The organism is Natronorubrum halobium (assembly GCF_051351675.1).
Lineage (GTDB): Archaea > Halobacteriota > Halobacteria > Halobacteriales > Natrialbaceae > Natronorubrum.
The window spans coordinates 2,736,122-2,759,046 of record NZ_CP195595.1; the positions used below are offsets into that span (position 1 = coordinate 2,736,122).

At 64.9% G+C, this 22,925-nt stretch carries 25 protein-coding genes; 15 read left to right on the forward strand and 10 right to left on the reverse strand.

The genetic code is table 11. The annotated features are described in order from the left end of the window. Window positions 1-152: 152 nt before the first annotated feature. The gene (locus ACSFC7_RS13520) at window positions 153-518 is read right to left on the reverse strand and encodes a winged helix-turn-helix transcriptional regulator (protein WP_436343319.1); all 366 of its coding nucleotides are present in this window, start codon (window positions 516-518) and stop codon (window positions 153-155) included. A 103-nt stretch (window positions 519-621) separates the two neighbouring features. Between ACSFC7_RS13520 and ACSFC7_RS13525 the strand changes: the two genes are divergently transcribed. From ACSFC7_RS13525 to ACSFC7_RS13535, 3 genes are all read left to right on the forward strand, one after another. After that, window positions 622-1,290, forward strand: coding sequence for a flavin reductase family protein (locus tag ACSFC7_RS13525; RefSeq protein ID WP_436343320.1), 669 nt, complete (start codon window positions 622-624; stop codon window positions 1,288-1,290). A gap of 128 nt (window positions 1,291-1,418) precedes the next feature. Continuing rightward, a complete protein-coding gene (locus ACSFC7_RS13530) occupies window positions 1,419-2,276 on the forward strand; it encodes a hypothetical protein (RefSeq protein ID WP_436343321.1) in 858 nt (285 codons plus the stop codon). A gap of 62 nt (window positions 2,277-2,338) precedes the next feature. Continuing rightward, complete coding sequence (locus tag ACSFC7_RS13535) at window positions 2,339-2,614, forward strand: hypothetical protein (protein ID WP_436343322.1); 276 nt, start codon at window positions 2,339-2,341, stop codon at window positions 2,612-2,614. 181 nt (window positions 2,615-2,795) lie between these two features. Here the strand turns inward: ACSFC7_RS13535 and ACSFC7_RS13540 are convergent, their stop codons facing one another. Beyond that, entirely contained in the window at window positions 2,796-3,200 is a 405-nt protein-coding gene (locus ACSFC7_RS13540) for an SRPBCC family protein (RefSeq protein ID WP_436343323.1), read from the reverse strand. Between the two features lie 241 nt (window positions 3,201-3,441). Between ACSFC7_RS13540 and ACSFC7_RS13545 the strand changes: the two genes are divergently transcribed. From ACSFC7_RS13545 to ACSFC7_RS13575, 7 genes are all read left to right on the forward strand, one after another. Beyond that, on the forward strand, window positions 3,442-3,597 hold the full coding sequence (locus ACSFC7_RS13545) for a rubrerythrin-like domain-containing protein (protein WP_436343324.1): 156 nt from the start codon (window positions 3,442-3,444) through the stop codon (window positions 3,595-3,597). A 187-nt stretch (window positions 3,598-3,784) separates the two neighbouring features. Next, window positions 3,785-4,816: an ATP-binding cassette domain-containing protein gene (locus ACSFC7_RS13550; protein ID WP_436343325.1), complete on the forward strand. Its 1,032-nt coding sequence runs from the start codon at window positions 3,785-3,787 to the stop codon at window positions 4,814-4,816. Next, window positions 4,813-6,753 (forward strand): PrsW family intramembrane metalloprotease, encoded by a 1,941-nt coding sequence (locus ACSFC7_RS13555; protein ID WP_436343327.1) that lies wholly within the window; start codon window positions 4,813-4,815, stop codon window positions 6,751-6,753. Before ACSFC7_RS13550 ends, ACSFC7_RS13555 begins: the two co-directional genes overlap by 4 nt. After that, complete coding sequence (locus ACSFC7_RS13560; RefSeq protein ID WP_436343329.1) at window positions 6,743-7,996, forward strand: ABC transporter permease; 1,254 nt, start codon at window positions 6,743-6,745, stop codon at window positions 7,994-7,996. The genes ACSFC7_RS13555 and ACSFC7_RS13560 overlap by 11 nt, the downstream gene beginning before the upstream one ends. 116 nt (window positions 7,997-8,112) lie before the next feature. Further along, complete coding sequence (locus ACSFC7_RS13565) at window positions 8,113-10,587, forward strand: penicillin acylase family protein (RefSeq protein ID WP_436343331.1); 2,475 nt, start codon at window positions 8,113-8,115, stop codon at window positions 10,585-10,587. Further along, window positions 10,584-11,075, forward strand: a complete 492-nt coding sequence (locus ACSFC7_RS13570) for a hypothetical protein (protein WP_436343332.1) — start codon at window positions 10,584-10,586, stop codon at window positions 11,073-11,075. Before ACSFC7_RS13565 ends, ACSFC7_RS13570 begins: the two co-directional genes overlap by 4 nt. Before the next feature lie 900 nt (window positions 11,076-11,975). Then, on the forward strand, window positions 11,976-12,950 hold the full coding sequence (locus tag ACSFC7_RS13575) for an aldo/keto reductase (protein WP_436343333.1): 975 nt from the start codon (window positions 11,976-11,978) through the stop codon (window positions 12,948-12,950). Between the two features lie 82 nt (window positions 12,951-13,032). Here ACSFC7_RS13575 and ACSFC7_RS13580 read toward each other — a convergent pair whose 3' ends face one another. Next, window positions 13,033-13,587 carry a hypothetical protein gene (locus ACSFC7_RS13580; protein WP_436343334.1) on the reverse strand — a complete coding sequence of 185 codons (555 nt, stop codon included), beginning with the start codon at window positions 13,585-13,587 and terminating at the stop codon, window positions 13,033-13,035. A 142-nt stretch (window positions 13,588-13,729) separates the two neighbouring features. Here ACSFC7_RS13580 and ACSFC7_RS13585 point away from each other — a divergent pair, with 142 nt between their 5' ends. Beyond that, entirely contained in the window at window positions 13,730-14,149 is a 420-nt protein-coding gene (locus ACSFC7_RS13585; protein ID WP_436343335.1) for a PadR family transcriptional regulator, read from the forward strand. Window positions 14,150-14,285: 136 nt separating this feature from the next. Continuing rightward, window positions 14,286-14,489, forward strand: a complete 204-nt coding sequence (locus ACSFC7_RS13590; protein ID WP_436343336.1) for a hypothetical protein — start codon at window positions 14,286-14,288, stop codon at window positions 14,487-14,489. Window positions 14,490-14,644: 155 nt separating this feature from the next. Here the strand turns inward: ACSFC7_RS13590 and ACSFC7_RS13595 are convergent, their stop codons facing one another. From ACSFC7_RS13595 to ACSFC7_RS13605, 3 genes are all read right to left on the reverse strand, one after another. Then, window positions 14,645-14,803, reverse strand: a complete 159-nt coding sequence (locus ACSFC7_RS13595) for a hypothetical protein (RefSeq protein WP_436343337.1) — start codon at window positions 14,801-14,803, stop codon at window positions 14,645-14,647. A gap of 91 nt (window positions 14,804-14,894) precedes the next feature. Then, window positions 14,895-15,434 (reverse strand): CBS domain-containing protein, encoded by a 540-nt coding sequence (locus tag ACSFC7_RS13600; RefSeq protein WP_436343338.1) that lies wholly within the window; start codon window positions 15,432-15,434, stop codon window positions 14,895-14,897. Between the two features lie 93 nt (window positions 15,435-15,527). Then, the gene (locus ACSFC7_RS13605; RefSeq protein ID WP_436343339.1) at window positions 15,528-15,881 is read right to left on the reverse strand and encodes a DUF555 domain-containing protein; all 354 of its coding nucleotides are present in this window, start codon (window positions 15,879-15,881) and stop codon (window positions 15,528-15,530) included. A gap of 332 nt (window positions 15,882-16,213) precedes the next feature. On the opposite strand from ACSFC7_RS13605, the gene ACSFC7_RS13610 reads away from it, so the two are divergent. The 3 genes from ACSFC7_RS13610 (at window position 16,214) to ACSFC7_RS13620 (ending at window position 18,166) form a co-directional block, all read left to right on the forward strand. Then, window positions 16,214-16,393, forward strand: coding sequence for a hypothetical protein (locus ACSFC7_RS13610; RefSeq protein ID WP_436343340.1), 180 nt, complete (start codon window positions 16,214-16,216; stop codon window positions 16,391-16,393). 147 nt (window positions 16,394-16,540) lie between these two features. Further along, window positions 16,541-17,272 (forward strand): archaeal proteasome endopeptidase complex subunit beta, encoded by a 732-nt coding sequence (psmB, locus tag ACSFC7_RS13615; RefSeq protein ID WP_436343341.1) that lies wholly within the window; start codon window positions 16,541-16,543, stop codon window positions 17,270-17,272. A 153-nt stretch (window positions 17,273-17,425) separates the two neighbouring features. After that, window positions 17,426-18,166: a DUF4013 domain-containing protein gene (locus tag ACSFC7_RS13620; protein ID WP_436343342.1), complete on the forward strand. Its 741-nt coding sequence runs from the start codon at window positions 17,426-17,428 to the stop codon at window positions 18,164-18,166. Between the two features lie 44 nt (window positions 18,167-18,210). Here ACSFC7_RS13620 and ACSFC7_RS13625 read toward each other — a convergent pair whose 3' ends face one another. Genes ACSFC7_RS13625 through ACSFC7_RS13640 form a run of 4 tightly spaced genes read right to left on the reverse strand, consistent with a single transcriptional unit; the run spans window position 18,211 to window position 22,551 of the window. Then, window positions 18,211-19,350: an ABC transporter ATP-binding protein gene (locus ACSFC7_RS13625; protein ID WP_436343343.1), complete on the reverse strand. Its 1,140-nt coding sequence runs from the start codon at window positions 19,348-19,350 to the stop codon at window positions 18,211-18,213. A gap of 15 nt (window positions 19,351-19,365) precedes the next feature. Next, window positions 19,366-20,232: a carbohydrate ABC transporter permease gene (locus ACSFC7_RS13630; RefSeq protein WP_436343344.1), complete on the reverse strand. Its 867-nt coding sequence runs from the start codon at window positions 20,230-20,232 to the stop codon at window positions 19,366-19,368. After that, window positions 20,232-21,209: a carbohydrate ABC transporter permease gene (locus tag ACSFC7_RS13635; RefSeq protein ID WP_436343345.1), complete on the reverse strand. Its 978-nt coding sequence runs from the start codon at window positions 21,207-21,209 to the stop codon at window positions 20,232-20,234. The genes ACSFC7_RS13630 and ACSFC7_RS13635 overlap by 1 nt, the downstream gene beginning before the upstream one ends. A gap of 16 nt (window positions 21,210-21,225) precedes the next feature. Then, window positions 21,226-22,551: an ABC transporter substrate-binding protein gene (locus ACSFC7_RS13640; RefSeq protein WP_436343346.1), complete on the reverse strand. Its 1,326-nt coding sequence runs from the start codon at window positions 22,549-22,551 to the stop codon at window positions 21,226-21,228. Between the last annotated feature and the right edge of the window lie 374 nt (window positions 22,552-22,925).

The following is a 22,925-nucleotide window of genomic DNA, read 5'->3' on the forward strand; positions in this document are numbered from 1 at the left end:
TTCACCACAGCACAGCGCGCGCCACCGCACGTGGTTTGCACTTCCGGCGTGATTCGAAGAGTGCCTGTACAACCCGCAAAGTGCATCACCCAGTCCTCGACTGTGAAGTGTGCAGAACTGCAGTTCGGGCTCGAGTCGTTCTCGCTTCCGGTTCAGACCTCGAAGTCCTCGAGCCAGGAGCCGGCCCAGCACTCGATTTCGTCGAAGACCGGCTCCAAGGACTCGCCTTTCGCCGTCAAACTGTAGTAGGTCGCGATGGGGGCGTCCTCCTCGATCCGGCGTTCGACGAACCCCATCTCGCCGAGGTCGTCGAGGACGCGCGAGAGGGTGCGCGCGTTCGCGTCGGTCGAGCGCTTGAGTTCGTTGAAGCGCTGTTCGCCCTCGAGGAGTTCGTGGAGGACGGCCAGACGCCACTGGGAGCCGATCTGCTCGAGCGATTCGATGACCGGACAGGCGTCGAGTTGGTCGTCCTGGGAGGGTGACTGCTCGTCGCGGGATTGGGGCTGTTGGGAAGCCATCGTCTGAATCTGCTCTGGCTACGGCGCGAACCATTTTAGCAGTTCGGGTCCGAACCAACTAACACGACGTTAGTAGCCTCGGGCCGAACGCAGAGTCACCCGCATGACGGACTCACCAGCGACAGACGAGACCGAACCGGACGAGACCGACGACGGTACCGAATCGAACGGCCACAACGCTCCCCTCGAGATCGATCCCGATACCCACTCGGGATCGCTCTATCGCGTGCTCTCGAGTGCAGTCGTCCCCCGCCCCATCGCGTGGGTGAGCACCCGCAGCGCCGACGGCGTCGACAACCTCGCGCCGTACAGCTTCTTCACCGTCGCCTCGGTCGAACCGCCCGTCCTGCTGTTCGCTCCCGTCGACGGGGCGGACGGACTCAAGGATACCCCGCGAAACGCCCGCGAATCGGGCGAGTTCGTCGTCAATATCGTCACCGACGGTCTCGAGGCGGCGATGAACGAGACCAGTGCGAGTTTGCCAGCGGGCGAGAGCGAGTTCGATCACGCGGATATCGACCGCGCCGCCTCGAGCGTTGTCGACGCGCCTCGAGTCGCCGACGCGAAGATCGCCTTCGAGTGCACGCTGCGGGACCTCCTCGACGTCGGCGGCTCGACGCTCGTGCTGGGGGACGTCCGGTACGTCCACCTCGACGAGTCGGTGACGACCGACGGGAAGATCGACGTGAACGACGTCGACGCGGTGGGTCGGCTGGCGGGGAGTCTGTACGAGCGGACGGAGGATCGGTTCGGGCTCGAGCGACCGCCGTAGCTGGGAGTCCATTACCGGGGCGAGTGACACCGGATCGAGCAACATCCTCAATCATTAAAGAGACATTCTGCATTTAATATCAATTGACATATGTTTATCTCCTCTCACGTCGTATCTATCGTTGTATCATGGGAACAAACATCAAGAAGTCGGATTTGACCGGTGAAGAACGTGAGACCGAAGAAATCGGCAAGGGCCGTTCGAGGCTAGCGTCGGCTCGAGCAGGGGCGTTCTATCTTCCACTCTTGCTAGCTGGCGTGATGACAGTGTTGTTCCTCCCGGACCTGCTGGCCACGCTCGTGACGGGATGGACCGCTGAGGGCGGCGCGGAACTCGGCATCCACCGCCTCCACATAATGGGTATCGCCGCCGTCGTGGCGGTGTTCTTGCTCGGCCTATTTGCACAGGCGTACCAGCCGAAAAAGCGCGTCGCGTCGATGTGGGGAGCCTTCGTCACCATCCTCGTCGTCAGCGCAGGTACCGTCGTGTTCGGTGTCGGGCGTCCGGAAGAGGTCCTTCCGTTCCTGCTGGTCACGAGTCTCGCCCTCGTTGCGCACCCAGCGGGTCGAAACGTGCTTCGACGCGGTAACTCCTACAGCCCGGCACTACTGGGGTTGGTCGCCATCGCCGCGATTCCGCTACTCGCGTTCGCCATCACTCAGCTGAGCCTGTCGTCGAGTACGACCGATCCTCACGCCCTCGACGGCCACTACGTGATGATGGTCGGTCTCCTGATCGCACCGCTCGCATACGGTAGCTTCGCCGCACTCGGTTTCGTCGGATGGCGTCTCGCCTCGTGGCTCGCCGCCCTTCCGATGGCCTACTACGGCCTGCTGTCCGTCTCCTTCCCGATGCAAGCGAGCTCGGCGGGTCTGCTGTGGGGAAGCCTCGCCATCCTCTGGGCCATTGCGTTCGTCGCGACCGCCGAGTACTCCCGCGTGGGGACATCCGCGACGCTCCGGCGAGCGATCGGACGGTCGATATGACTGTTCGGTGACCGTTTCGACTCGGTGTTCAGTTTATCGGCTGGATTCTCCTCGGATTCTGGTTGCTCGGTATCGGCGCACTCGGCCTCCGAACCGAGACGGTTGGAACGCGCATCTGGTGGGCGGCGGTGGTCGCCGGTACTGGAACCGCTGGCGGCATGCTATCGCTCGTCTACTCGTATGCAGTTGGTTCGTTTACGCTCGCGTTCCCGCTGTTCATGATGCTGTACGTCGTCGGCTTCGTCCTCTGGGCGTACTGGCTCGGGACGGAGTTCAGGGACGAGGTGACGAAACCGTCTCCGTCGGGTGCGGACCGCTCGGAGAATAGCAACACGTGATCGCTGACGTACTCTCGTTCGCAGGGCGGTCCCGGACGAAACGGAGTGACGTGAGCCGACTCGAACTCGAGGAGGATCGTGCTCGATATCGTATGCAGCGCAACTCAAGGAACATTATTAGCATCTGATGGAAGCTTCAGCGTTCGGTTCGCGCAGAGACGTAGCGACGCCTGAGACCCGTCTATTCGACGAGCAACTCCTCGAGTCGCTCGAGCGCCCGCAGACAGACCGGCGCGGTGCCGACGGCGTGCAGCGGGAGTTCGAAGACGATCCGACAGCGACCGCCCTCGAGGTCGTCGACCCGGTGAGCCGCGACCGGCACTCCGGAGATTCGCCAGGCCCACCGCCGCTCGGAGCAGTCGGCGATCCGGAACGAGACCCAGACGCCGGACACCCGCACGCGACCGGTCGTCCCCGTCCGGACCCGCCGGTCGGTGGACTCGACGCCGTTGACGAGCGGCGACCATTCGGGCCACCGGGTGGTGTCGACGAGCAGGTCCCAGGCGTCGTCCGCAGGGGCTTCGAGGACGTGCGAGGCCTCGAGGTGGCGACCGTCCGGGGTGTGTGCAGTCCGGAGACGGGTCATGTGTATTACGAGTACGGTTTCGTGGAGTATGGAGGTTTGGCACGATCGACTCGAAGCGAGACCACGAACGCTACCGCCGTCTCCGTTTTCGCCTCACCGCGCCAGCGTGCTGTCTGAATCGGCACGTCACGAAACGCGACGCGCCCACTACTTGTCATCCTCTCGTCATTTCCGCTTCCCGTTCGTATCAACAAACTAGACTTGTGGTTTCTATTTCCGTCTGGAATTCGAACGTGAACGCATGCCGCATGGACAAGACGTTGAAGGCGATACCACAGAGATATCGTCCGAGTACGAGTGTCTTCAGTGCGGAAGGATCGTCAAAGCCGAGACGAACCCCGGCGAGTGTGAGAAGTGTGGCGGCGACTTCCAGAATCGCGCGAAATCGGTCGAATAGTGTTCTATCGGCTTCCGACACCGTCTACTAACTGATTTTATACTGGACTGCAGGCGCAAAACCCACGACTTCAGTCGTGGGAGCACGTCACTAGAACCTCGACGGAGCCGAATCAGAACCTTCTGACGGCCGAGACCGTCACTAGCCGCTACACTTTACTGACGTCTCTTCGACGGTCGAGTAACGAATGGCGATACTCGAAGTGGACGACCTCCGAAAGGAGTACGGCGGCTTCACCGCCGTCGAAGGCAGTTCGTTTGCGATCGAGCGCGGCGAGGTCTTCGGCGTCGTCGGCCCCAACGGCGCGGGCAAGACGACGACGCTGAAGATGCTCGCCGGCCTCATCGAACCGACCGGCGGCACCGCCGTGGTCGCCGGCCACACCCCCGGCGATCCCGAGATGGCCCGCCGACTCGGCTTTCTTCCGGAGGAGTCCCCGCTCTACGAGGAGATGACGGCGACCGATTACCTCGAGTTCTTCGCGGATCTCTACGACGTGCCCCGCGACGCCGCCCGCGAGCGGATCGACCGCACGCTCGAGCGCCTCGATCTCGAGCATCGGGACCGCCGACTCGGCAACATGTCGAAGGGGATGAAACGCAAGGTGGCCATCGCGCGGGCGCTGGTGAACGACCCCGACGTGCTGATCTTCGACGAACCCGCGTCGGGTCTCGATCCGCTCACGACCAACTACATCATCGAGTTCACAAAGGAACTCAGCGACGAGGGGAAGACGGTCGTCTTCAGCGCGCACAACCTCTTCCACGTCGAGAGCGTCTGCGACCGGATCATCATCATGAACGACGGGCGGATCGTCGCCCGCGGGACCATCGACGCGATCCGGGAGGCCCACGGCGGGACCGAGTACCACGTCTACGCGACGGTCGACGCCGGCGGTGGCGCGCGCGTAGGCGGTGACGATAACGACGAGACTGGAACGGGCGACGGCGACGGCCAGTTCCGCCACGTCGTCGCGGATATGGCCGCCGTCGAGGCCGTCCGCGAAACCGTCGAGGGCGAGGGCGGCCGGGTGACCGACATCCAGACTGAAACGCCCACGCTCGAGGACATCTTCCTCGAGGTCGCGAGCGAATCGGCAGGGACTCGGCGTGATTCCGAACCCGATGGCCCGTACAGCGGTTCCGAGAGCGACGACCGAGACGGCGACTCGCCCAGTGAAACGGATTCGGGCGAGGACGCGGCGGAGGCGCGGACGTGAGCGACGAGCGCGAACGGAAGCGTCGACGTTCCATCGCCCGACTCCGCGACGCGCTGGCGCGGACGGCACGGATCGCTCGCTGGGAGATCTCTCGCAGCACCGGCACCGTCGACCGGAAGTCGGCGCTCGTGCTGGTGGGGCTGCTGCTGGCCGTCGGGGTCGTCGGTCTCTCCGTCGCCGACGAGGGCCTCGGCCTCGAGGACGAACTCTACGTGATCGCCGTCGACGAGGACAGCCAGTACCACGACGTCGCCGTCGAGAGCGACTCGTTCCGGGTGATCGGGATCGAAGATCTCGAGATCGACGACGGCGGAGCCGACGCGAACGCGGACGTGGTGATCACTCGGCGGGGACGGATCGGCCACGTCGGTCCCAACGGCGAAGCCGCCTACGACGCGTTCCGCGACGCGGTCGAGCGGTACAACGAGCGGCGGTTGAGCCGGGAGGCGAATCGGACCGCGGCCTATCCGGTGCTGGTCGACCTCGAGTATCGGGACCGCGATCTCGGCGATTCGGGCGAGTCGACGGCGGGTGACGACGGTACCGGATCGGGCAGCGACGACGTCGAACCGGACGGCGACGCTGCGGGAGGTGGCGACGACTCGAGCGACGGCGAATCCACTACCGACGGGATCGGCGACGGAGCGGACGACACCGGCGACGGTTCCGGCACTGACACGGACGACGCAAGAGGGGACGAGGCCGGTGGGGCCAACGACGGAACTGGCGGCACGGGCGACGGTAGTCTGCGGGTTCCCGACGTCGCCAGCGGAGCCATCGAGGATTCGTCCGGAACGCCGGGATCGATCTCGCCGCCGTTCCCGTTCCAGTCGCTGCTGCTCGCGTTCCTGTTCGTCGTCCCGATGAATTTCGTCATTCAGGCCTACGGGAGCACGATCATGGACGAGCGAGTCAAACGCCGCGGCGAACTCCTGCTCGTCTCGCCGGCCTCGAGCCGCGAGATCGTCGCCGGGAAGACGCTGCCCTACCTGGCCGGTCTCGTCGCCATCGCCGTCTCGATTACCCTCGCGGTCGGCGGCGGGCCGCTCTCGGTCGCCGCGGCTGTCCCGATCGCGCTGCTGTTTCTGGCGGCCACGTTCGCCGGCGCGATGCTCGCGCGCTCGTACAAGGAACTCACGTTCGTGACGGTCACGATCAGCGTCTTCCTGACGACGTACACGTTCATTCCGGCGGTCTTCACCGACATCACGCCGATCGCGCTGATCTCGCCGCTAACGCTGATCGTGATGGACCTGCAGGGCGAGTCGGCCCGACTGGGCGAGTATCTCTTCTCGACGGGGCCGTTCCTCGCCAGCGCGGGCGTCTGCTTCCTGCTCGGACTCGGCGTCTACCGCGAGGAGGACATGTTCGCCCAGAAGGCGATTCCGGTGAAGGTGATCGACGCCGTCGCGAGTCGCCTCCGCGGCTACCGGAGCGTCCCGATCCTGTCGACGCTGTTCATCCCGTTCGTCTTCACGGCCCAGTTGCTCGCCGTCGCCCTGTTGTTCGCCGTTCCGGAGACGATCGCCCTCCCCGTGATCATCGTCCTCGCGGCGGCCATCGAGGAGTTCGCCAAGAGCATCCACGTCTACGCCGGCTTCGCCCGCTCGAAATTCGAGTCCTCCCTCCGGGTCGCCGTCCTCGTCGGCGCGCTCTCCGGTCTCGGCTTCTTCGTCGGCGAGAAGTTCACCCACGTCGCCCAGTTCGTCGGCCTCCCCGAACTGACGGTCGGCGTCGCCGCCTTCGGCCCCGCGCTCTCGAGCGATCCGGTGATCCTCGTCGCGCTCTTCCTCGCGCCGCTGGTCTTGCACGTCGTGACCGCCGTGATCTCGGCGCTCGGCGCAAGTCGCGGGGAGAACCAGTACGCGGTCGCGTTCGTGATCGCCACGCTCGTCCACGCGGCCTACAACCTCGGGGTGATCGCCCTTGTCGCGTGATCGCGACGGAACGGGCGGTCGTGATGGGACGCGCGGCCGTGACGAGCCGCGCAACTCGAGCGACGAGGGGGCGCGCGACGAGCGGATCCCCATCCAGCGCGGTCCGAATCCGCCGCGGCCCACCGACAGTCGGTCACAGCACGACTCCCGTCTCGGCTCGCTGCTCGGTCCGCTCGGTGCACGCTTCGGCCCTCGCTGGGCCGTCGCCCGCCGCGAACTCGGCTCGCTTCGCTCGGAGAAGACGATCGTCCTCGCGCTGGCGATCCAACTCGTCATCGCCGGCTTCTCCTCGTTTCTCGTCGTCGGGCTCGTCTCGCTGTACGATCCGGGCTCTGCAGAGGGCTACGGCGCCGATATCGTCATCGTCGGCGAAGATGCCGAGGACGTCCAACGGCTTCGCGCGCTCGCGGACGACCGAGATGGCCTCAGACCGACCGTCGCCGGGAGCGGTGACGAAGCGCTGCAGGCGTTCGACAATGGCAGATTCGAGGCCGTCCTCGAGGTGACCAGGGACGCCGAGGATCGGCTCGTCGTCGGGGTGACCGCGGCCGACGACGGCCTCGAGACGACCCTGCTCGTCGTCCAGTTGCAGGACCTCCTCGAGGCGCTCGAGCACGAGGAACGCGTCGCCAACGTCGGCTCCCTCGAGGCGCCGCCGCTGACCGTCCCGAACGAGGCCGCGGCGAGTCCGTACGTCGAGTTTACCTACACCGTACTGGTGCCGCTGCTGCTGTTCCTGCCGGTGTTCATCAGCGGCTCGATCGTCGTCGACTCGCTGATCGAGGAGCGCTCGCGCGGCACGCTCGAGTTGCTCCGGGTCAGCCCGCTGTCGCTCGTCGACGTCGCCGACGCGAAACTGCTCGCGATCGCGGCGCTGGCGCCGCTGCAGGCGGTCGCCTGGCTCGGCCTGCTCGCGTTCAACGGAACGATCATCGCGTCGCCGATGGCGCTCGTCGTGTTCGTCTCGGCGCTCGCGTTACTGGTCACCGCGGCCGGAACCGCCATCGCACTCGTCGCGCCCGACAGGCGGCAGGCGCAGATCGGGTACTCCGTCGGGATCGTCGCCGCGTTAGTGGTCGCGACGCTCCTCCCCGAACATCCCGCGAACACCGTCGCGAAGCTCGCGATCGGGAGTCCGACGGCGACGACCTGGCTCTCGCTCGTCGGCTACTGTCTGGTCGCGGTCGCCGTCTTCCTCGGGGTCAGGTCGGCGATCGCTCGACTCGGCGCCGATTCACTCTGAACCACGGGCCGTCGTTCACGGGAGCGGTCCGTCAGCGTCGCCGAGCGACCCGATGTCCCCCTCCCAAACTTTCCACAGCGTGACAGTTAAGTCGGCGGCACCGAATCGTGTTGACTGTGCCATCAGACACCACACGCCGGGGCCTGCTCGCGGGTACGCTCGCCGCGGGGATCGGCGGACTGACGCTGACCGGGGCTCGCGAACTGCTCGAGCAGTTCGCCCCCCTGTCGGGACGGGCCTGGAACGCGGCCGACCGGTCGCTTCCGGAGTCCGTCGAGAGTCCCTACGGTGAGGCCGCCCTCCGGGTCGACGACCACGGCGTTCCGCACGTCGAAGCCGACGACGAGGCCGCGGCGTACTTCGCCGTCGGCTACGTGCAAGCGTTCGACCGGCTCTTCCAGCTCGATCTCCAGCGGCGGGTCATGCGAGGTCAGCTCTCCGAAATCGTCGGCGAGGCCACCGTCGAGGACGACGAGTTCCACGTCAGGATGGACTTCGCCGGCGCGGCCGACGCGACCTGGGAGGCTGTGGCCGAGACGCCCGCAGGCGCACTCGTCGAGGCCTACGCCGACGGCGTCAACGCCGTGATCGAGGACGGACGGCTCCCCCTCGAGTTCGAACTCCTCGGCTACGAGCCCCGCGAGTGGACGCCGACCGACTCGATGCTGATGGAGAAACAGATCTCGTGGGATCTGACGGGGAATTTCGGCGAACTCCGGACGGCGCTGGTCGCCGATCGGCTCGGCGAGACCGTCGCCGACGACCTGTTTCCCGAACGGATGGACCACGACGTGCCGATCCTCCGCGACGCCGTCGACGCGGATCGGCTCGAGGCGGGAGGCGGCGACGGTAACGACGAAGACGGCAGCGACGGCGATAGCGGCGACGGCAACGACGGAGGCAATGACGATGGCGATAGCGGCGACACCAGCGACGGAGCCGACGCGACCGGTGCCGTGGGCGACGCCCTGACGAACTGGCTCTCGCGATACGAGTCGCCGACCGGCGTCGGCTCGAACAGCTGGGTCGTCTCGGGGGAGCACACGGAGCGCGGGGAGCCGATCGTCGCGTACGATCCCCACCTCACGTCGATGACGCCGCCGCTGTGGTACGAACAGCGCGTCGAGACCCCCGAAGCCTCGGTTCGTGGGGCGACGTTCCCGGGCGTGCCCTTCGTCATCGCCGGAGCTAACGACTCGGGGACGTGGTCGTTCACCAACGTCGGGGCCGACGTCCTCGACTGCTATCGGTACAAGATCGACGACGACGGGGAGCGGTATCGCTACGACGACGAGTGGCGCGAGTTCGACCTCGAGGAGCGCGAACTCGCCGTCGCCGACGCGGAGAACCGGACGATCGCGATCAGAAAGACGGTCCACGGACCGGTACTCGAGCGGGAGGAGCGGACCGTCGGCGTCGCCTGGACCGGCCACACCGCCACCCGGACTACGGGGGCGATCTACGAGTTCGGCCGCAGCGACGGTCTCGAGGAGCTGCTCGAGGCCACCCGACGGTTCGACCTGCCGACGCAGAATCTCGTCTACGCGGACGCCGACGGGCGGACGCTGTACTACGCGACGGGGAAGCTTCCGATCCGGACGATCGACGGCGAGGAAGTGGCCGGCAACCGGATCTTCGACGGCTCCGCGGGCGAGGGCGAGTGGGAGGGGTTCACCCCGTTCGGCGAGTCCTCGTGGGACGGCTTCGTCCCGTTCGAGGAGAAACCCCACGCGATCGATCCGGACGTGCTCGCGACGGCCAACCAGCGCGTCGTCGACGATCCCGAGCACTACGTCGGCGTGGCCTACGCTTCGCCCTACCGCGGCGCGCGCATCTACGAGCGCTTGGACGAGGCCCTCGAGAACGGCGAGGGAACGGACCTCGAGTTCCACCGGGAACTCCAGTCCGACACCCGCGACGGTCGGGCGGACCAACTCCTGCCCGACCTGCTCGACGTCGTCGAGAGCCGGGACGTCGCCGACCGACTCGCGGACGCCGCGGCGACGCTCGACGACTGGAACCGTCGGATGGACCGCGACGAGGAGGGGGCGCTCCTGTTCGCACGGTGGATGGATCACTTTCGGCGGCTGACGGTCGAGCCCCAGTTCGAGGAGGGTGATCTCAACGACTCGTACTATCCAGGCGACTGGGCGGTCGCAACGCTCTCGGCGGACAGCGACCTCTATGCGGATCGCTCGCGCGAGGAGACGATGCTCGATGCCCTCGAGGCGGCGCTGGACGAGATCGACGACGAGGGCTGGGACGTCTACGGCGACTGGAACACGACGCGGGCGATCGAACACCCGTTCGGCGTGGAGGCCGCGTTTCTCAACTACGACGAGCGACCGCTCGACGGGTCGCGCGCGACTGTCAACAACTATCGCGTCGGATCGGGCGTCGGCTCGAGTTGGCGGATGGTCGTCGAACCCGGCGGTGAGGCGACGGCGATCCTCCCCGGCGGGAACTCGGGCGACTACTTCTCGACTCACTACGACGACCAGTTCGAGCGCTGGATCGACAACGACCAGAAACCGATGGCGCTGACGACCGACGCGGACGTCACCGTCTCGTTCACGGAGGGATCGTCGTGACCGGAGACGACGCGACCGGCGGGAACGACATCGGGACGAACGACGCGCTCGAGGACGGTGAGAACGTCGCTGCCGAGGACGACGCGAACGACGAGACTGAACCGGGCGACCCCCGCGATGCCCCCGCGGCAGACGACCGAACCGACGGTGTGGCCCGCCGTCTCGGGACGCTCCTCGAGCGCGTCAGAACCCAGCCGCGACCGCACGCCGTCGCCACCCTCCTCGCGGTCGGCCTCGGCCTGCTCCTCTCGTGGCTCCACTGGTTCGGACTCGTCCTCGGCGGTGCGCTGGTGGCCCTCGTCGCGCCGACGCTTCGGCGCGGCGTCGTCGGGGCGATCGGGTTCGGCGTCGTCGTCCTCGTCGCCTTCGCGCTCGCGCTGGGCAGTTCCGCGGGGGCCGTCCTCGAGATGACGCCCGTCGTCTACCTCGTCGTCGCGAGCGCGATCGGCATGCCGGTTCTCGGGTCGCTCGTTCGGGGACTCGAGTGAGCGGGTTGAGCCTCGAGCGTCAGGTCGGTCGAGCCGGGCGATCGTCTCCCCACCTATCGGTTCAGTCGACGTCGTGTGAGTATCGCTTCAGTCGGTGGCGCGTGCTGAGCGCCAGTGAGCCACTGGCGAACTGGTGCTCGAACGCACGCGAGGGACGAGTGAGTGAAACGAGCGAATCGGCTGGGAGGACGTAGACATCCCTGCTGCCAGATTGGGTAGCACGTTCACGGTCCACCAGTCTCGCAACGATCGGACTCGAGACGCCCGCTGCGTGAGCAGTTGTCGCGAGTACGTCGTCGATTCGAAAGACATAGCGAGTACTGCTGACGCTGGCACCGAGGATTTCCACGTCCTCCCCAGCCGATTCACTCACTGCGTTCGCTCATCCCTCGCGCAGAGACGGACCGGCGTTCGCCGACGGCTCACTCCGGTCCAGCGCGCGCCACCGCACGTGGTTCGATCGATCCGAAATGAACGCTTGACCACCCGTACCGCACAGCACGAGCCGATACCGGGCCGATGGCGTTCGACGGCAGCTTCCGGTTCTCTCGACCTCCCGCGTCTGAAGATTCCGTTCGCGGGTATGCACTCACACTCTGTCTCACGGGAGCTACGCGGGGATCCTCCCGATCACCGACGACGAAAAAACGGAACCGACGGAAACGGCCGATCGCGACCGTGTTCAGTCGCTGCGGCTGAACACGCGCTTGATTCGCGAGACGATGCCACTGTCGTCGTTGCGATTCGTCTCTCGAGTGTCGTGTTCGTCCGCCATGCCTCGGTTCCAGCTCCCGTCCGTATTCAACTAAAAAATAACGAAATTCCAGCACGGATCCCGCCGTCCGCGTCCCGTGTTGCCCCAGCACGTACAGTTTTTTCGACGGCGACCGTCGCACTCGTATGGAGTACACGACGCTCGGTTCGACCGGGATGCAAGTCAGTCGACTCTGTCTGGGCTGTATGAGCTTCGGCTCGAGCGACTGGCGCGAGTGGGTGTTAGATGACGAGGAGAGCAAGGAGATCATCGAGCGCGCGATCGATCTCGGGATCAACTTCTTCGACACGGCCAACATGTACTCGCGGGGCGAATCCGAGCACATCCTCGGCGAGGCGCTCGAGGGCCATCGCGAGGAGTCGGTCGTCGCGACGAAGGGCTTCTTCCGCATGCGCGAGGACGACCCGCTTTCGGGCGGCCTTTCCAGAAAGGCGATCGAACAGGAACTCGCGGCCAGCCGCGAGCGACTGGGGGTGGATACCATCGACCTCTACCAGCCACACCGCTGGGACTACAAGACCCCGATCGAGGGGACGCTTCGGGCGCTCGACGACGCGGTCCGTCGGGGTCACGTCCGGCACGTCGGGGCGTCCTCGATGTGGGCTCATCAATTCGCGGAGTCGCTGCACACGAGCGACCAACTGGGACTCGAGCGCTTCGCCACGATGCAGAACCACTACAATCTCGTCTACCGCGAGGAGGAACGGGAGATGCTGCCGCTCTGTGAGAACGAAGACGTCGGCGTGATGCCGTGGTCGCCGCTGGCTCGCGGCTATCTCACGCGCCCGCACGAGGAGATCGACGGGACGACGCGCGGCGAGACGGAAGAGCGCATCTACGAACACCCCTACCGGGAGGGCGGCGGGCAGGAGATCAACGAGCGCGTCGCAGAGGTCGCCGCCGAAAAGGGCGTGACGATGGCCCAGATCGCACTCTCGTGGTTGCTGCACAAGGACTGGGTCGACGCACCGATCGTCGGCACGACGAGCGTCGAACACCTCGAGCAGGCCGTCGAGGCGCTCGAAATCTCGCTGTCGGAGTCGGATATGGCGTACCTCGAGGAGCCGTACGAGCCGGTTCCCGTTTCCGGTCACTCCTGAGTACGGTCCGTCTAACCTAATCGAGGCGAAAAACGGTCCCGCTCGCGCTGGCGGCTATGCGATCCAATTCCCTCGACGCGGATTACGGGAGTTCGTCGACGACTGCGACGAGATCGTCCTCGCTCTTCCAGTGATAGAGTCGATCCTCGGCCTCGAGCAACTCGAAGACGCCGTCCTCCATCCAGCCGTAGGGGTGGTCCTCGTCGGCGTCGGGGTACGCTCGCTTGAGCACGTGGCTCTTCTCGAAGTACTCCTCGCTGCCCACGAGCAGGCCCTGTTCGACGAGGAAGCCGCTCGGCTCCCGCTCGGCGACGCCGACGATGTGGGTGACGAGGTCCGCGATCAGACAGAACTTCTGGATGCCGTTGTCCCAGCCGCCGCGAACGTCGCTCATCCGGAACGCGTAGGCGTCTTCCCGGCGGTTCAACCGGTCGACGACGCGCTCGAGCCGGCCCAACGGTGCCGGATCGTAGTTCCCGAGGACGAAGTAGGACCGATCGCGCTCGTAGATCGGCGTCAGCTCGCTCAGCGCGTGGAGGAGTTCCTCGTTCTCCGCGAGCGTGAGCTCGTCGGCCTCGAGTCGCTCCGTCGCGCTCGTGAGCACCTCGTCGGGGACTGGCGGCGACTCGTCGGTCATAGCCGCTGTTTCACAGGAGACGACAATAGGATTTACTACACCGTTTCCGTTTCCGAAAGCGGTCCGCTGTCGATCCGTGGTTCACTGCAGGGTAATTTACTCCAGGGTAAACTACTTGGTGGATGACCGCGTAGGTGGGCGCATGAGTACCGACGTGGGGCCGGTGGCGGGAACGGAAACGCGCGAACTCCTCCACTTCGTCACGCAAGAGACCCGGTTCGCCTTGCTCACCAACATCCTGCAACACCCCGAACAGTTGCCCTCGATGTACGAACTCGAGGAACTCAACCCGAGCGTGAGCGAGGCGACGGTCTACAAGCACGTCCAGAAACTGATCGACGCCGGCGTCGTCGAGGAGGTCGCCCTGCCCGACGGCGAACGCCGACAAGGCTACCCCTGGAAGTTCTACGGCCTGACCGACGAGGGTCGGGCGTTCCTCGAGACGCACGACGTGCTCGCGGCCGAGGAGACGCTCCAGCGAATCTACGAGACGATTTCCGACAAGCCCGAAAAGATGATCAAATACGAGAACGCGCCGCGGCCCGACGTCGAACGCGAGTAGTGCGAGCGGAGCCACACGATCGGTCCCAGCCCGCTCGAGGTTCTCGGTGTGATTTTCTTCGATGCCGCTTGCAACTCGCTCGACGCGTGCATATGTCGGCGAGACTACTATCCGGAACCAGTACGGAGTCTTCGCTATGGGACGACCTCGTGGAACGCGTCGTCGTCTGCTCCGTGCGGCCGGCGCCGTCGCGGCGACCGCCCTGTTCGCCGGTTGTGGCGGTCCCGGGGTGGATCCGAACGACGAAGACGGTGCGGACGACGAGAACGGGACTACTCCCGATCAGGGGGAGGGAGCCCCGGACGACGGCGAGCAGGAAGACGAAGACGAGGACGAGTAACCGGTATCCGCATCGATCTCCCGGAGCCGATGTGATGCCGATTCGATGAGACGGCCGTTTGAAGGTTCGTTCGTGACCTCGATACGCGTCTCTCTCGAGTCAGCCGTCCGTCTCTGGCAGTGAAAACTCGCTACTCTCCCGTCCGTTCGAGCGACCTACTCGGGCGATGGGTCGGTCCGCGAGTGAATCCAGTTTCGGACGCGCTCGGAGAACGTTCCGATACCGAGTCCCGCGAAGAACGTGAGGAGGCTCGGGACGAGTACCCACAGCAGGCTGGGATGTTCTGTTCCGGTGTGGAGTAGCGTCTCCATCATATGGCTCGGGATTCTCGGTTCGGTACCCTCAATCTACCGCTTTCGAAACGCCGCTGCGTTGCCAGCGAGAGCCGACGCAGTCACGATCGACTCAGGAGAACCGCGCGGCGATGTCCGCCTCGGTGATGATCCCGACGGTCTCGCCGGCCTCGGTGATCATCACGGCCTTGTAGTGCTCGAGCAGGTTGCCGATCTCGTCCAAGGTGGCGTCTTTCGACACCGTCGGGAAACTCTCGCTCATGTGGTCCTCGACGGGTTCGTCTCGCGCCTCGGAGTCGAGGTGGACGAGGTCGCTCTGGCTGATCGAGCCGACGGGAATGCCGTCCTGGATGACCGCCAGCTGGGAGTAGGCTTCCTCCTCCATCTTCCGGGCGGCCTCCTTGACGGCGTCGTCCGGCGCCACGTTGACGACGGCTTCGTTCATCAGATCCTTCGCGCGGACGACGTCACCTTCCGCCTTCTCGAGGGCGTTGACGATCCGTCGCAGCGTCGACAGCCGCGGATCGACGTCACCGCCCTCGATCCGGGCGATCAGCGGCTGGGAGACGTCTGCCGTGTCCGCGAGTTCGCTCTGGGTCAGCCCGAGTTCGGTTCGGCGCTGGCGCAAGTCCGCGGGCGTCGGAAGTTCCATACGGCACAATAACTGGGGGTAATCAAAAATCCTTTGGGTTCCCCTACGATTCGCGGTGGGGAGCGTACACACGGTCGGCTGCTCGGATTGAATTCAGTCCTCTTCCGGCGTTTCCATGATCTCGACGACGCTCAGCGGAACGTCTCGCAGCGCACCGCCGACCTCGCTCTTCGCGATCCGGGAGGCGTGTTCCTCGCCCTCGGCGTTGAAGACCTCCATCTCGAGGCCGAGACCGACGAGCGCGGTGTCGGCCGCGATGAAGGCGGAGTCGAAGGGTTCGCCGCAGGCGGGACAGCCCGTGGCACCGACCTCGACCTCGACGTAGTCCATGTTTTCGCTGTTGAGTCGTTTCCCCGCTTCGCTGACGGCGACGCCGATAGCGTCGTCGATCTCCTCGACGTCACGAACGAGCCACGCGGCTTCCATCGCGACGAGATAGTTGGCCATACGTCGTGGTCGTTCCGGGGGGTTTCCTGTCTTGCGGTTCGTCGGCGGCAGCGGAGGGGCGTTCTCAGCACGTGCGAGACAATATCGTCCACCACCCCCGCGCTCGAGGTGCGCACGTGAATCGGATAATGCCCATAAGTTATGAGAATTGTTCGGGTCGATTGTCGCCTACTTAGCCGTACATCGGCTCGAACCCGTCTCGAATTGTCCCTACTGAAAGCTGAGTTGAATCGCCCGACTGCGTCGACCTCCTCGACGAACATCGATCGTTACGGATTCCACGTTGCAGAAAAGCTTATACATGCCCCCGATCTGTGCCCGGTTGAACGCTGATGATATCCCGCGTCTTCCGCGCGACGCTGTTCGCACTGTACCAGCTGTGCATTGTGATCGGTATCGCCGCGATGCCACTCGCAATGGCCGCCCGTCAGGCTGGAGTTACCATCCCGATCCACCGCATGCTCGAAACCGTCGAGGCAGCTTACGAGACCACTCAATCCACCGACGCCTGATCGACCCGTCCCCGAAGCCCACTGATCGACCGCTGTTTCTCTCGCAGATCGACTCGAGAGCGACTGGTACCGTCACCCCCGCTGAAACCGGAAACCCCGGCGGTGACCGCCGGTGTTTTATATCGTGCCAGACGTACCCTTCGGTCAATGCGAGCGCCTCAACATAATTCGGACTTCTCCCGCACCGTCGACCAACTGGCCGACCACCCGGACCCCTACGGGCCGGAGATCGGCTCGACGCCCCAGAACGACCTGTCGCGTGCCGATCTCGACAACGTCAACAAGACCGGGACGACGACGATCGGTATCACGACGACCGACGGCGTCGTCATCGCGACGGACATGCGCGCCAGCCTCGGCGGCCGCTTCGTCTCGAACAAGAACGTCCAGAAGGTCGAACAGATTCACCCGACCGGCGCGCTGACCCTCGTCGGCAGCGTCGGCGGCGCACAGTCGTTCATCGGCAGCCTCCGTGCCGAAGTCAACCTCTACGAGGCCCGACGCGGCGAGGACATGAGCATCGACGCGCTCGCCACGCTCGCGGGCAACTTCGCCCGCGGCGGTCCGTTCTTCGCCATTCACCCGATCCTGGGCGGCGTCGACGACGAGGGCAGCCACGTCTACAGCATCGACCCCGCCGGCGGCGTCATGGAAGACGACTACACAGTCACCGGTTCCGGGATGCAACTCGCCTACGGTCACCTCGAGCAGGCCTACGAAGACGGCCTCTCGAACGACGAGGCGAAGACCATCGCCGCACGCAGCATCAAGTCCGCCACCGAACGCGACACCGGCTCCGGTAACGGTGTCTTCCTCTGTGAGATCACCGGGGACGGCGTCGACATCCACGGTCACCACGACTTCGAAGAAGTCATCTAACGCGGCTCCCCTTCTCTCGGCTCACGAACGCTGCCCGACCGTAGTGCCGACGCTCTCAGTGGTACCGACCCACGCCGTCCGTTGCACTCCCGATCACGGCGGCGAGCACACTGTATTGAAATCGTTATACGACACCCGTTCGTTTGACCGGTAATGGCGCTGCTCGTAGACGAGGGAGTCCGCTACCCGTTCCGGGGCGATCGATCGACGGATCTCCTCGCGGCCGGCGGCCTCCTCGGAATCGTCGCGGCGATCGTGTTGCAGTTGGCTGCCGCCGCCTACCCCTCCCCGCTCGCGATCCCGTTGGTCGCCCTCGCGGGCGGGTCGGTCGTCGCGTTACTCGGCTACCTCCTCCGCGTCTACGAGGCGACCGTCGCCGGAAACGATACGCCGCCGCGGTTTCGCCCGTTCGACGGCTTGCTCCGCGACGGCTGTCGGCTGCTCGTCGTCTCTCTCGGCTACGCCCTCGGACCGATAGCGATCGTCGCCGTCACGGTCGGCGGACTGACGCAGGTCCCGTTTGCGGCCGATTCGGCCGGCTTTATCGGCTCTCTCTTCTTTTTCGGCGCGTCGACGGTCGTCCTCTGTCTCGTCGGCGCGTTCGGCTACGTGTACCCGGCGGCAGTCGGTCGCGTCGCCACCGGCGGCCGGGTTCGCGACGCCGTCGACTTCCGATCGCTTCGGCCGGTACTCGGTCACAGCGGCTACTTCGTCCCCTGGCTGTTCGCCGCGCTGTTCGTCGTCCCGGGCTGGGCCTTTCTCCTCACCGCCCTCTCGAGTGCGACGGCCTTCGGCGTGGTCGCGGTCTTCGTGACCTTTTACGCACACGTCGTCGCGACGCGACTCGTCGCGAGAGGGTATCGGACGGCAGCGACGGAACCGACCGCTGACTGACGGAGCGTAAGCGGAGTGCCGGAAAAACGACGGGTGAGTGAGGCTTATATCTGCGGCTCGGTCATCGTCTGCGTGTCGACCGTCCGGTTTCGGAGTGCGCGACCGGTCTTCCGGTCGAAGACGTGGATCGCCGCCTCCGGGATGTGGGCGACGACCGACTGCCCGTCCTCGACGTGCTGGAGGCCGTCGATCGTCGCGACGAACGTCTCGTCGCTGCCGTCGAACGTGAGGTAGACGTTGTTCTCGTTGCCCATCGGCTCGACGACGTCGACGGTGGCGTCGTAGCTGTGTGGTTCGTCGTAACTCGAGCGAACCGCGACGTCTTCGGGACGAATCCCGAGGACGAGGTCGCCGTGCCCGTCGACCGCGCTGGCCGTCTCCGGCGAGAGCTCGTACTCGAACTGCTCGTGGACGAGCGCCTCGCCGTCGCGCGTGACGTCGAAGAAGTTCATCGACGGCTCGCCGATGAAGCCGGCGACGAAGCGGTTCGCCGGCTCGTGGTAGCACTCGAGGGGCGTGCCGACCTGCTGGAGTTCGCCGTGGTTCAGGATCGCGATCTTGTCGGCCATCGTCATCGCCTCGGTCTGGTCGTGCGTGACGTAGATCGTCGAGACGCCGAGGTCCTCCTGCAGACGCTGGAGTTCCGTCCGCATCTGGGCGCGAAGCTTCGCGTCCAGGTTCGAGAGCGGTTCGTCGAGCAGGAAGACTTCGGGGTCGCGAACGATCGCGCGTCCGAGCGCGACGCGTTGTTGCTGGCCGCCGGAGAGGTCGTCCGGCTTCCGGTCCAGGAGTTCGCCGATTCCGAGCATCTCGGCCGCCTGGTCGACCGTCGCCGTGATCTCCTCGTCGGGCATCGAGGTCGACTCCTCGAGGCCGAACGACATGTTCTCGCGGACGGTCATGTGCGGGTACAGCGCGTACGACTGGAACACCATCGCGATGTCCCGGTCTTTGGGTTTCATGTCGTTGACGACCGTGTCGCCGAGCCGAATCCGGCCGGCGCTGACGGTTTCTAACCCCGCGACCATCCGGAGGGTCGTCGATTTGCCACAGCCGGACGGACCGACGAGGACCAGAAACTCCCCGTCGTCGATTTCGAGCGATACCTCGTTGACGGCGGTGATCTCGTTCCCGTCGTCTTCCGTGAATACTTTGGTTACGTCGTCGAGTTGTAGGTCAGCCATTGATTCTCGTGTGTGTCAGATTGTTTGCCCCTTGGCGAACTGTTCTCCGAACAGGATGTACACCAAGATCGTCGGTAACGCCGCGATGAACGCGCCCGCCATCTGGACGCTGTAGTCCGTCGCCATCGCGCCCGCGAGTGCGTTCAACTCGAGCGTGACGACGTAGTTCGACCGATTGCTGAGCAGAACCAGCGCGAACAGGAAGTCGTTCCAGACCTGCGTGAACTGGTAGATCAGCGTCACGGCGAACATCGGCAGCGACAGCGGAAAGACGATCTTTCGGTAGATCCGCGCGATGCTCGCCCCGTCGAGTCGGGCGGCCTCGATGAGTTCGTCGTCGAGCGTCTGGTAGTACGCCCGGAACAGTATCGTACAGATCGGAATCCCGTAGGCGATGTGGGTGATCGTCAGTTCGATCAGTTCGCCGCGGTCGTGAAGCTGCGAGAGGCCGACCATCGACCAGAACTGTCGCAGCGGGACGAGCACCGCCTGATAGGGGATGAACACCGCCGCGAGGAACAACACGAGCAGGAACACCTGCCCGCGCCAGTCGACTTTCGTCAGGCCGTAGGCCGCGAGGCTGCCGAACAGCGCCGACAGGGCCGCGGCCGGAATCACCATCGCGAAGCTGTTGACCATCGAGAAGGCCAGTTCGCTTCCGGCGGTGGTCCAGGGTTCGATCGTAAAGCCCTCGATCGGGGGCTGGAGCGGTGACGTTTCTCGGTACGCGTCTCGGGTCTTGAACGCGGTCGTCAGGCCGCTGTACAGCGGCGAGAGATAGGCGGCAACGAGTCCGAGCAACGCGCCGTAGAGCGCGACGCGGCTGAGTTCGATTCCGTTCTGCGTCTCGGTGTCGTCCGATTCAGTGGTCGTGGTCGCCATCAGAGTGCACCTCGCTTGTACTGCGTGTAGGCGTACGGGCCGATGATCGTCAGTGCGAGCGCGAAGAGGACGACGGAGATCGCGGCGCCGTAAGCCCACTCGCTCGAGGAGAACGCCTCGCGGTACATCGTCACCGCGAGGATGTCCGCCGACCGGCCGGGGTTGGTGCCGAACATGACGTAGATGAAGTCGAACGCCTTGAGCGCGAACACCATCAGGACGACGACGGCACCGACCGTCGACGAGCGAAGTTGCGGGATGATAACCCGCCAGTACAGCTTCAGCGTCGACGCGCCGTCGATGCGGGCCGCCTCGTAGTGTGCGTTCGGAATCGAACGCAGCCCGGCGAGGTAGACGATCATACAGTAGCCGCTGAACTGCCAGATCAGCGCGAAGACGACCGCGGCGAGTTTAAACCGCGGATCGCCGAGCCAGTCGCGAGCGAACCAGCCGAGGCCGAGTCCGTTCAGCGTGGTGTTGATCAGGCCGTTCGTCGCGTACATCCACGACCAGAAGATCGCGGTCACGACGAACGACAGCGCCATCGGCAGCAGGTAGATCGTCCGGAACGTGTTCTCGAAGCGGATCTTGCGATCGACGAGCAACGCGAGTCCCAGCCCGACGATCAGCGAGACGCCGGTGAACGCGACCAGAAGGGCGATCGTGTTCCGCAGCGACGCCACGAAGTTCTGGTCGGACGGCATCTGGCGGTACATCTCGAGCGTGAAGTTCGTGTAATCGGGCTGTCCGAGACCGGACCAGCCGGTAAACGAGATGACGACGTTCCAGCCGATCGCCCCGTAAACGAACAACAGCACGAGCGCCGTCGCCGGCAGCCAGAACGGCATCGACTCGAGGAAGTCGCTCCCGCGGAGACCGTCGACGACGGAGCCGCCACCGGTCTGGCGATCCTGCTCGTCGGCCTCGGGCGCGGAGAGCGGATTGAGTCGTTGTAACGAGTTGCGTAACGAATCCATAGTGTAGCGACCGATCCTACTCGAAGCTGTCTACGAGTTCCTGGTACGTCTCGTCGACGTCCCAGTTGTCGATGAAGTTGGCGAACGCGCCCTCGATGTTCGTCTGGATACCCGGTCGCACCGCCAGTCCGTGGGCGATCGACGGCGGCTGTTCGGTCGACTCCTCGAAGTCGGCCATCTGATCCTGCAGGAACGGCGTGAACGCCTCGTCGGAGACGTCCGTTCGCGGCGGGATCGAGCCCTTGTTCGGGTTGAACCGCTCCTGTGCGTCGGCGGTTCCCGCGTACTGCAGGAATCGCACCGTCGCGTTCGGCGACGGATTGTGTTTCGGGAAGACGAAGGAGTCCATGACCAACGTGTACATCTCCCCGGTTCCCGGGAACGGAACGAGATCCCAGTCCTCGCCGTACTCGAGCTCGTCGTCGGCCTCGTACTCGCCGGCGGCCCAGTCTCCCTGGTGGAAGAAGGCTGCTTCGCCCTCGTTGATGTAGCCGCTCGCGTCGTCCCAGTCGTTCAGCGAACTCGCGTCCTCGTTGAAGTACTCGCGGTAGTCGACGACGATTTCGAGGGAGTCGCGGACTTCCGATTCGACCGCCTCGATGTCGCCCTCGATGAACGACTCGTAGACGTCCGTGCCGTACTCCCCGAGTAGCACCTGCGCCCAGAGCTGTAGCGTCGACCACGCGGCCTGGGTCTGCTGTGCCATGCCGACGTAGCCCGCGTCGTCGACGTCTTCCATCGCCTCGAGCAGTTCGCTCGGGGTTTCGATCGACTCGGGATCGACGCCGGCGTCGTCGACGACGTCGACGTTGTAAAACAGGTTGTTCAGTCGGTGAATGTTGATCGGAACGGCGACGTAGTCGCCGTCCGGTCGGGAGACTTCGACGGGGCCGTCGAGGTACGCCTCCTCCATCTCCTCGTCCCAGACGTGACCTTCGATGTCGTAGAGCAGTTCCTCGTCGGTGTAGTCGGTCAACGCCTGTCCGGGCCAGACCTGGAACGTACTCGGCGGGTTCTGGTCGACGACGCGGTTACGAACGTCCGCCTCGAGCGCGCTGCCGGCTCCACCCGGCGACGGCGACGGATCGACTTCGATATCTGGATACTCCTCCTCGAAGCCCTCGATGAGGGCGTTAAACGCTCGCTCCTCGCCACCCGCAGTCCACCAGTGGCCGATCTCGAGCGGTTCGAACTCGTCGGGATCGTCCTCGAGGAGTTCGTCCAGATTTTCAGCTTCGTCGCCACCCAGGCACCCGGCGAGTGCGGCAACGCCGACGGCACCCGTTGCCTGGAGTACAGCTCGTCGCGATTTCCCGTCCCCTGTAAAATTTCTTCGGTCCATAGTCAACGTTCTACGTAGACGATGATGATGGATTCCCTCTTAAGATCTTTGATGTAGATTGACAACCGGACTGATGTAGGGAATTATTCAAATGCAATTACGAAAGGGAATACACCTACCGAATGGGTCAGTTTGTAGGGAACGGGCGATCCTACGGTGAGAGCGGCTTTCGTTTCGAATCACGGATTTCGGTCCTCGATTCGTTCCGATCTTCTCACAGGACCGATATCCGGTACAGTGCCCGAAGTCGGTCGACTACGAGTGCGCCACCCTCCGCTCAGATCCCGTAAGACCACGCTGGGCGACGGACTACTGTGAGGGAGTCGACGGTCCCACCGAATTCAGACCGAATCGAACGCGAAAACGCGAGAACT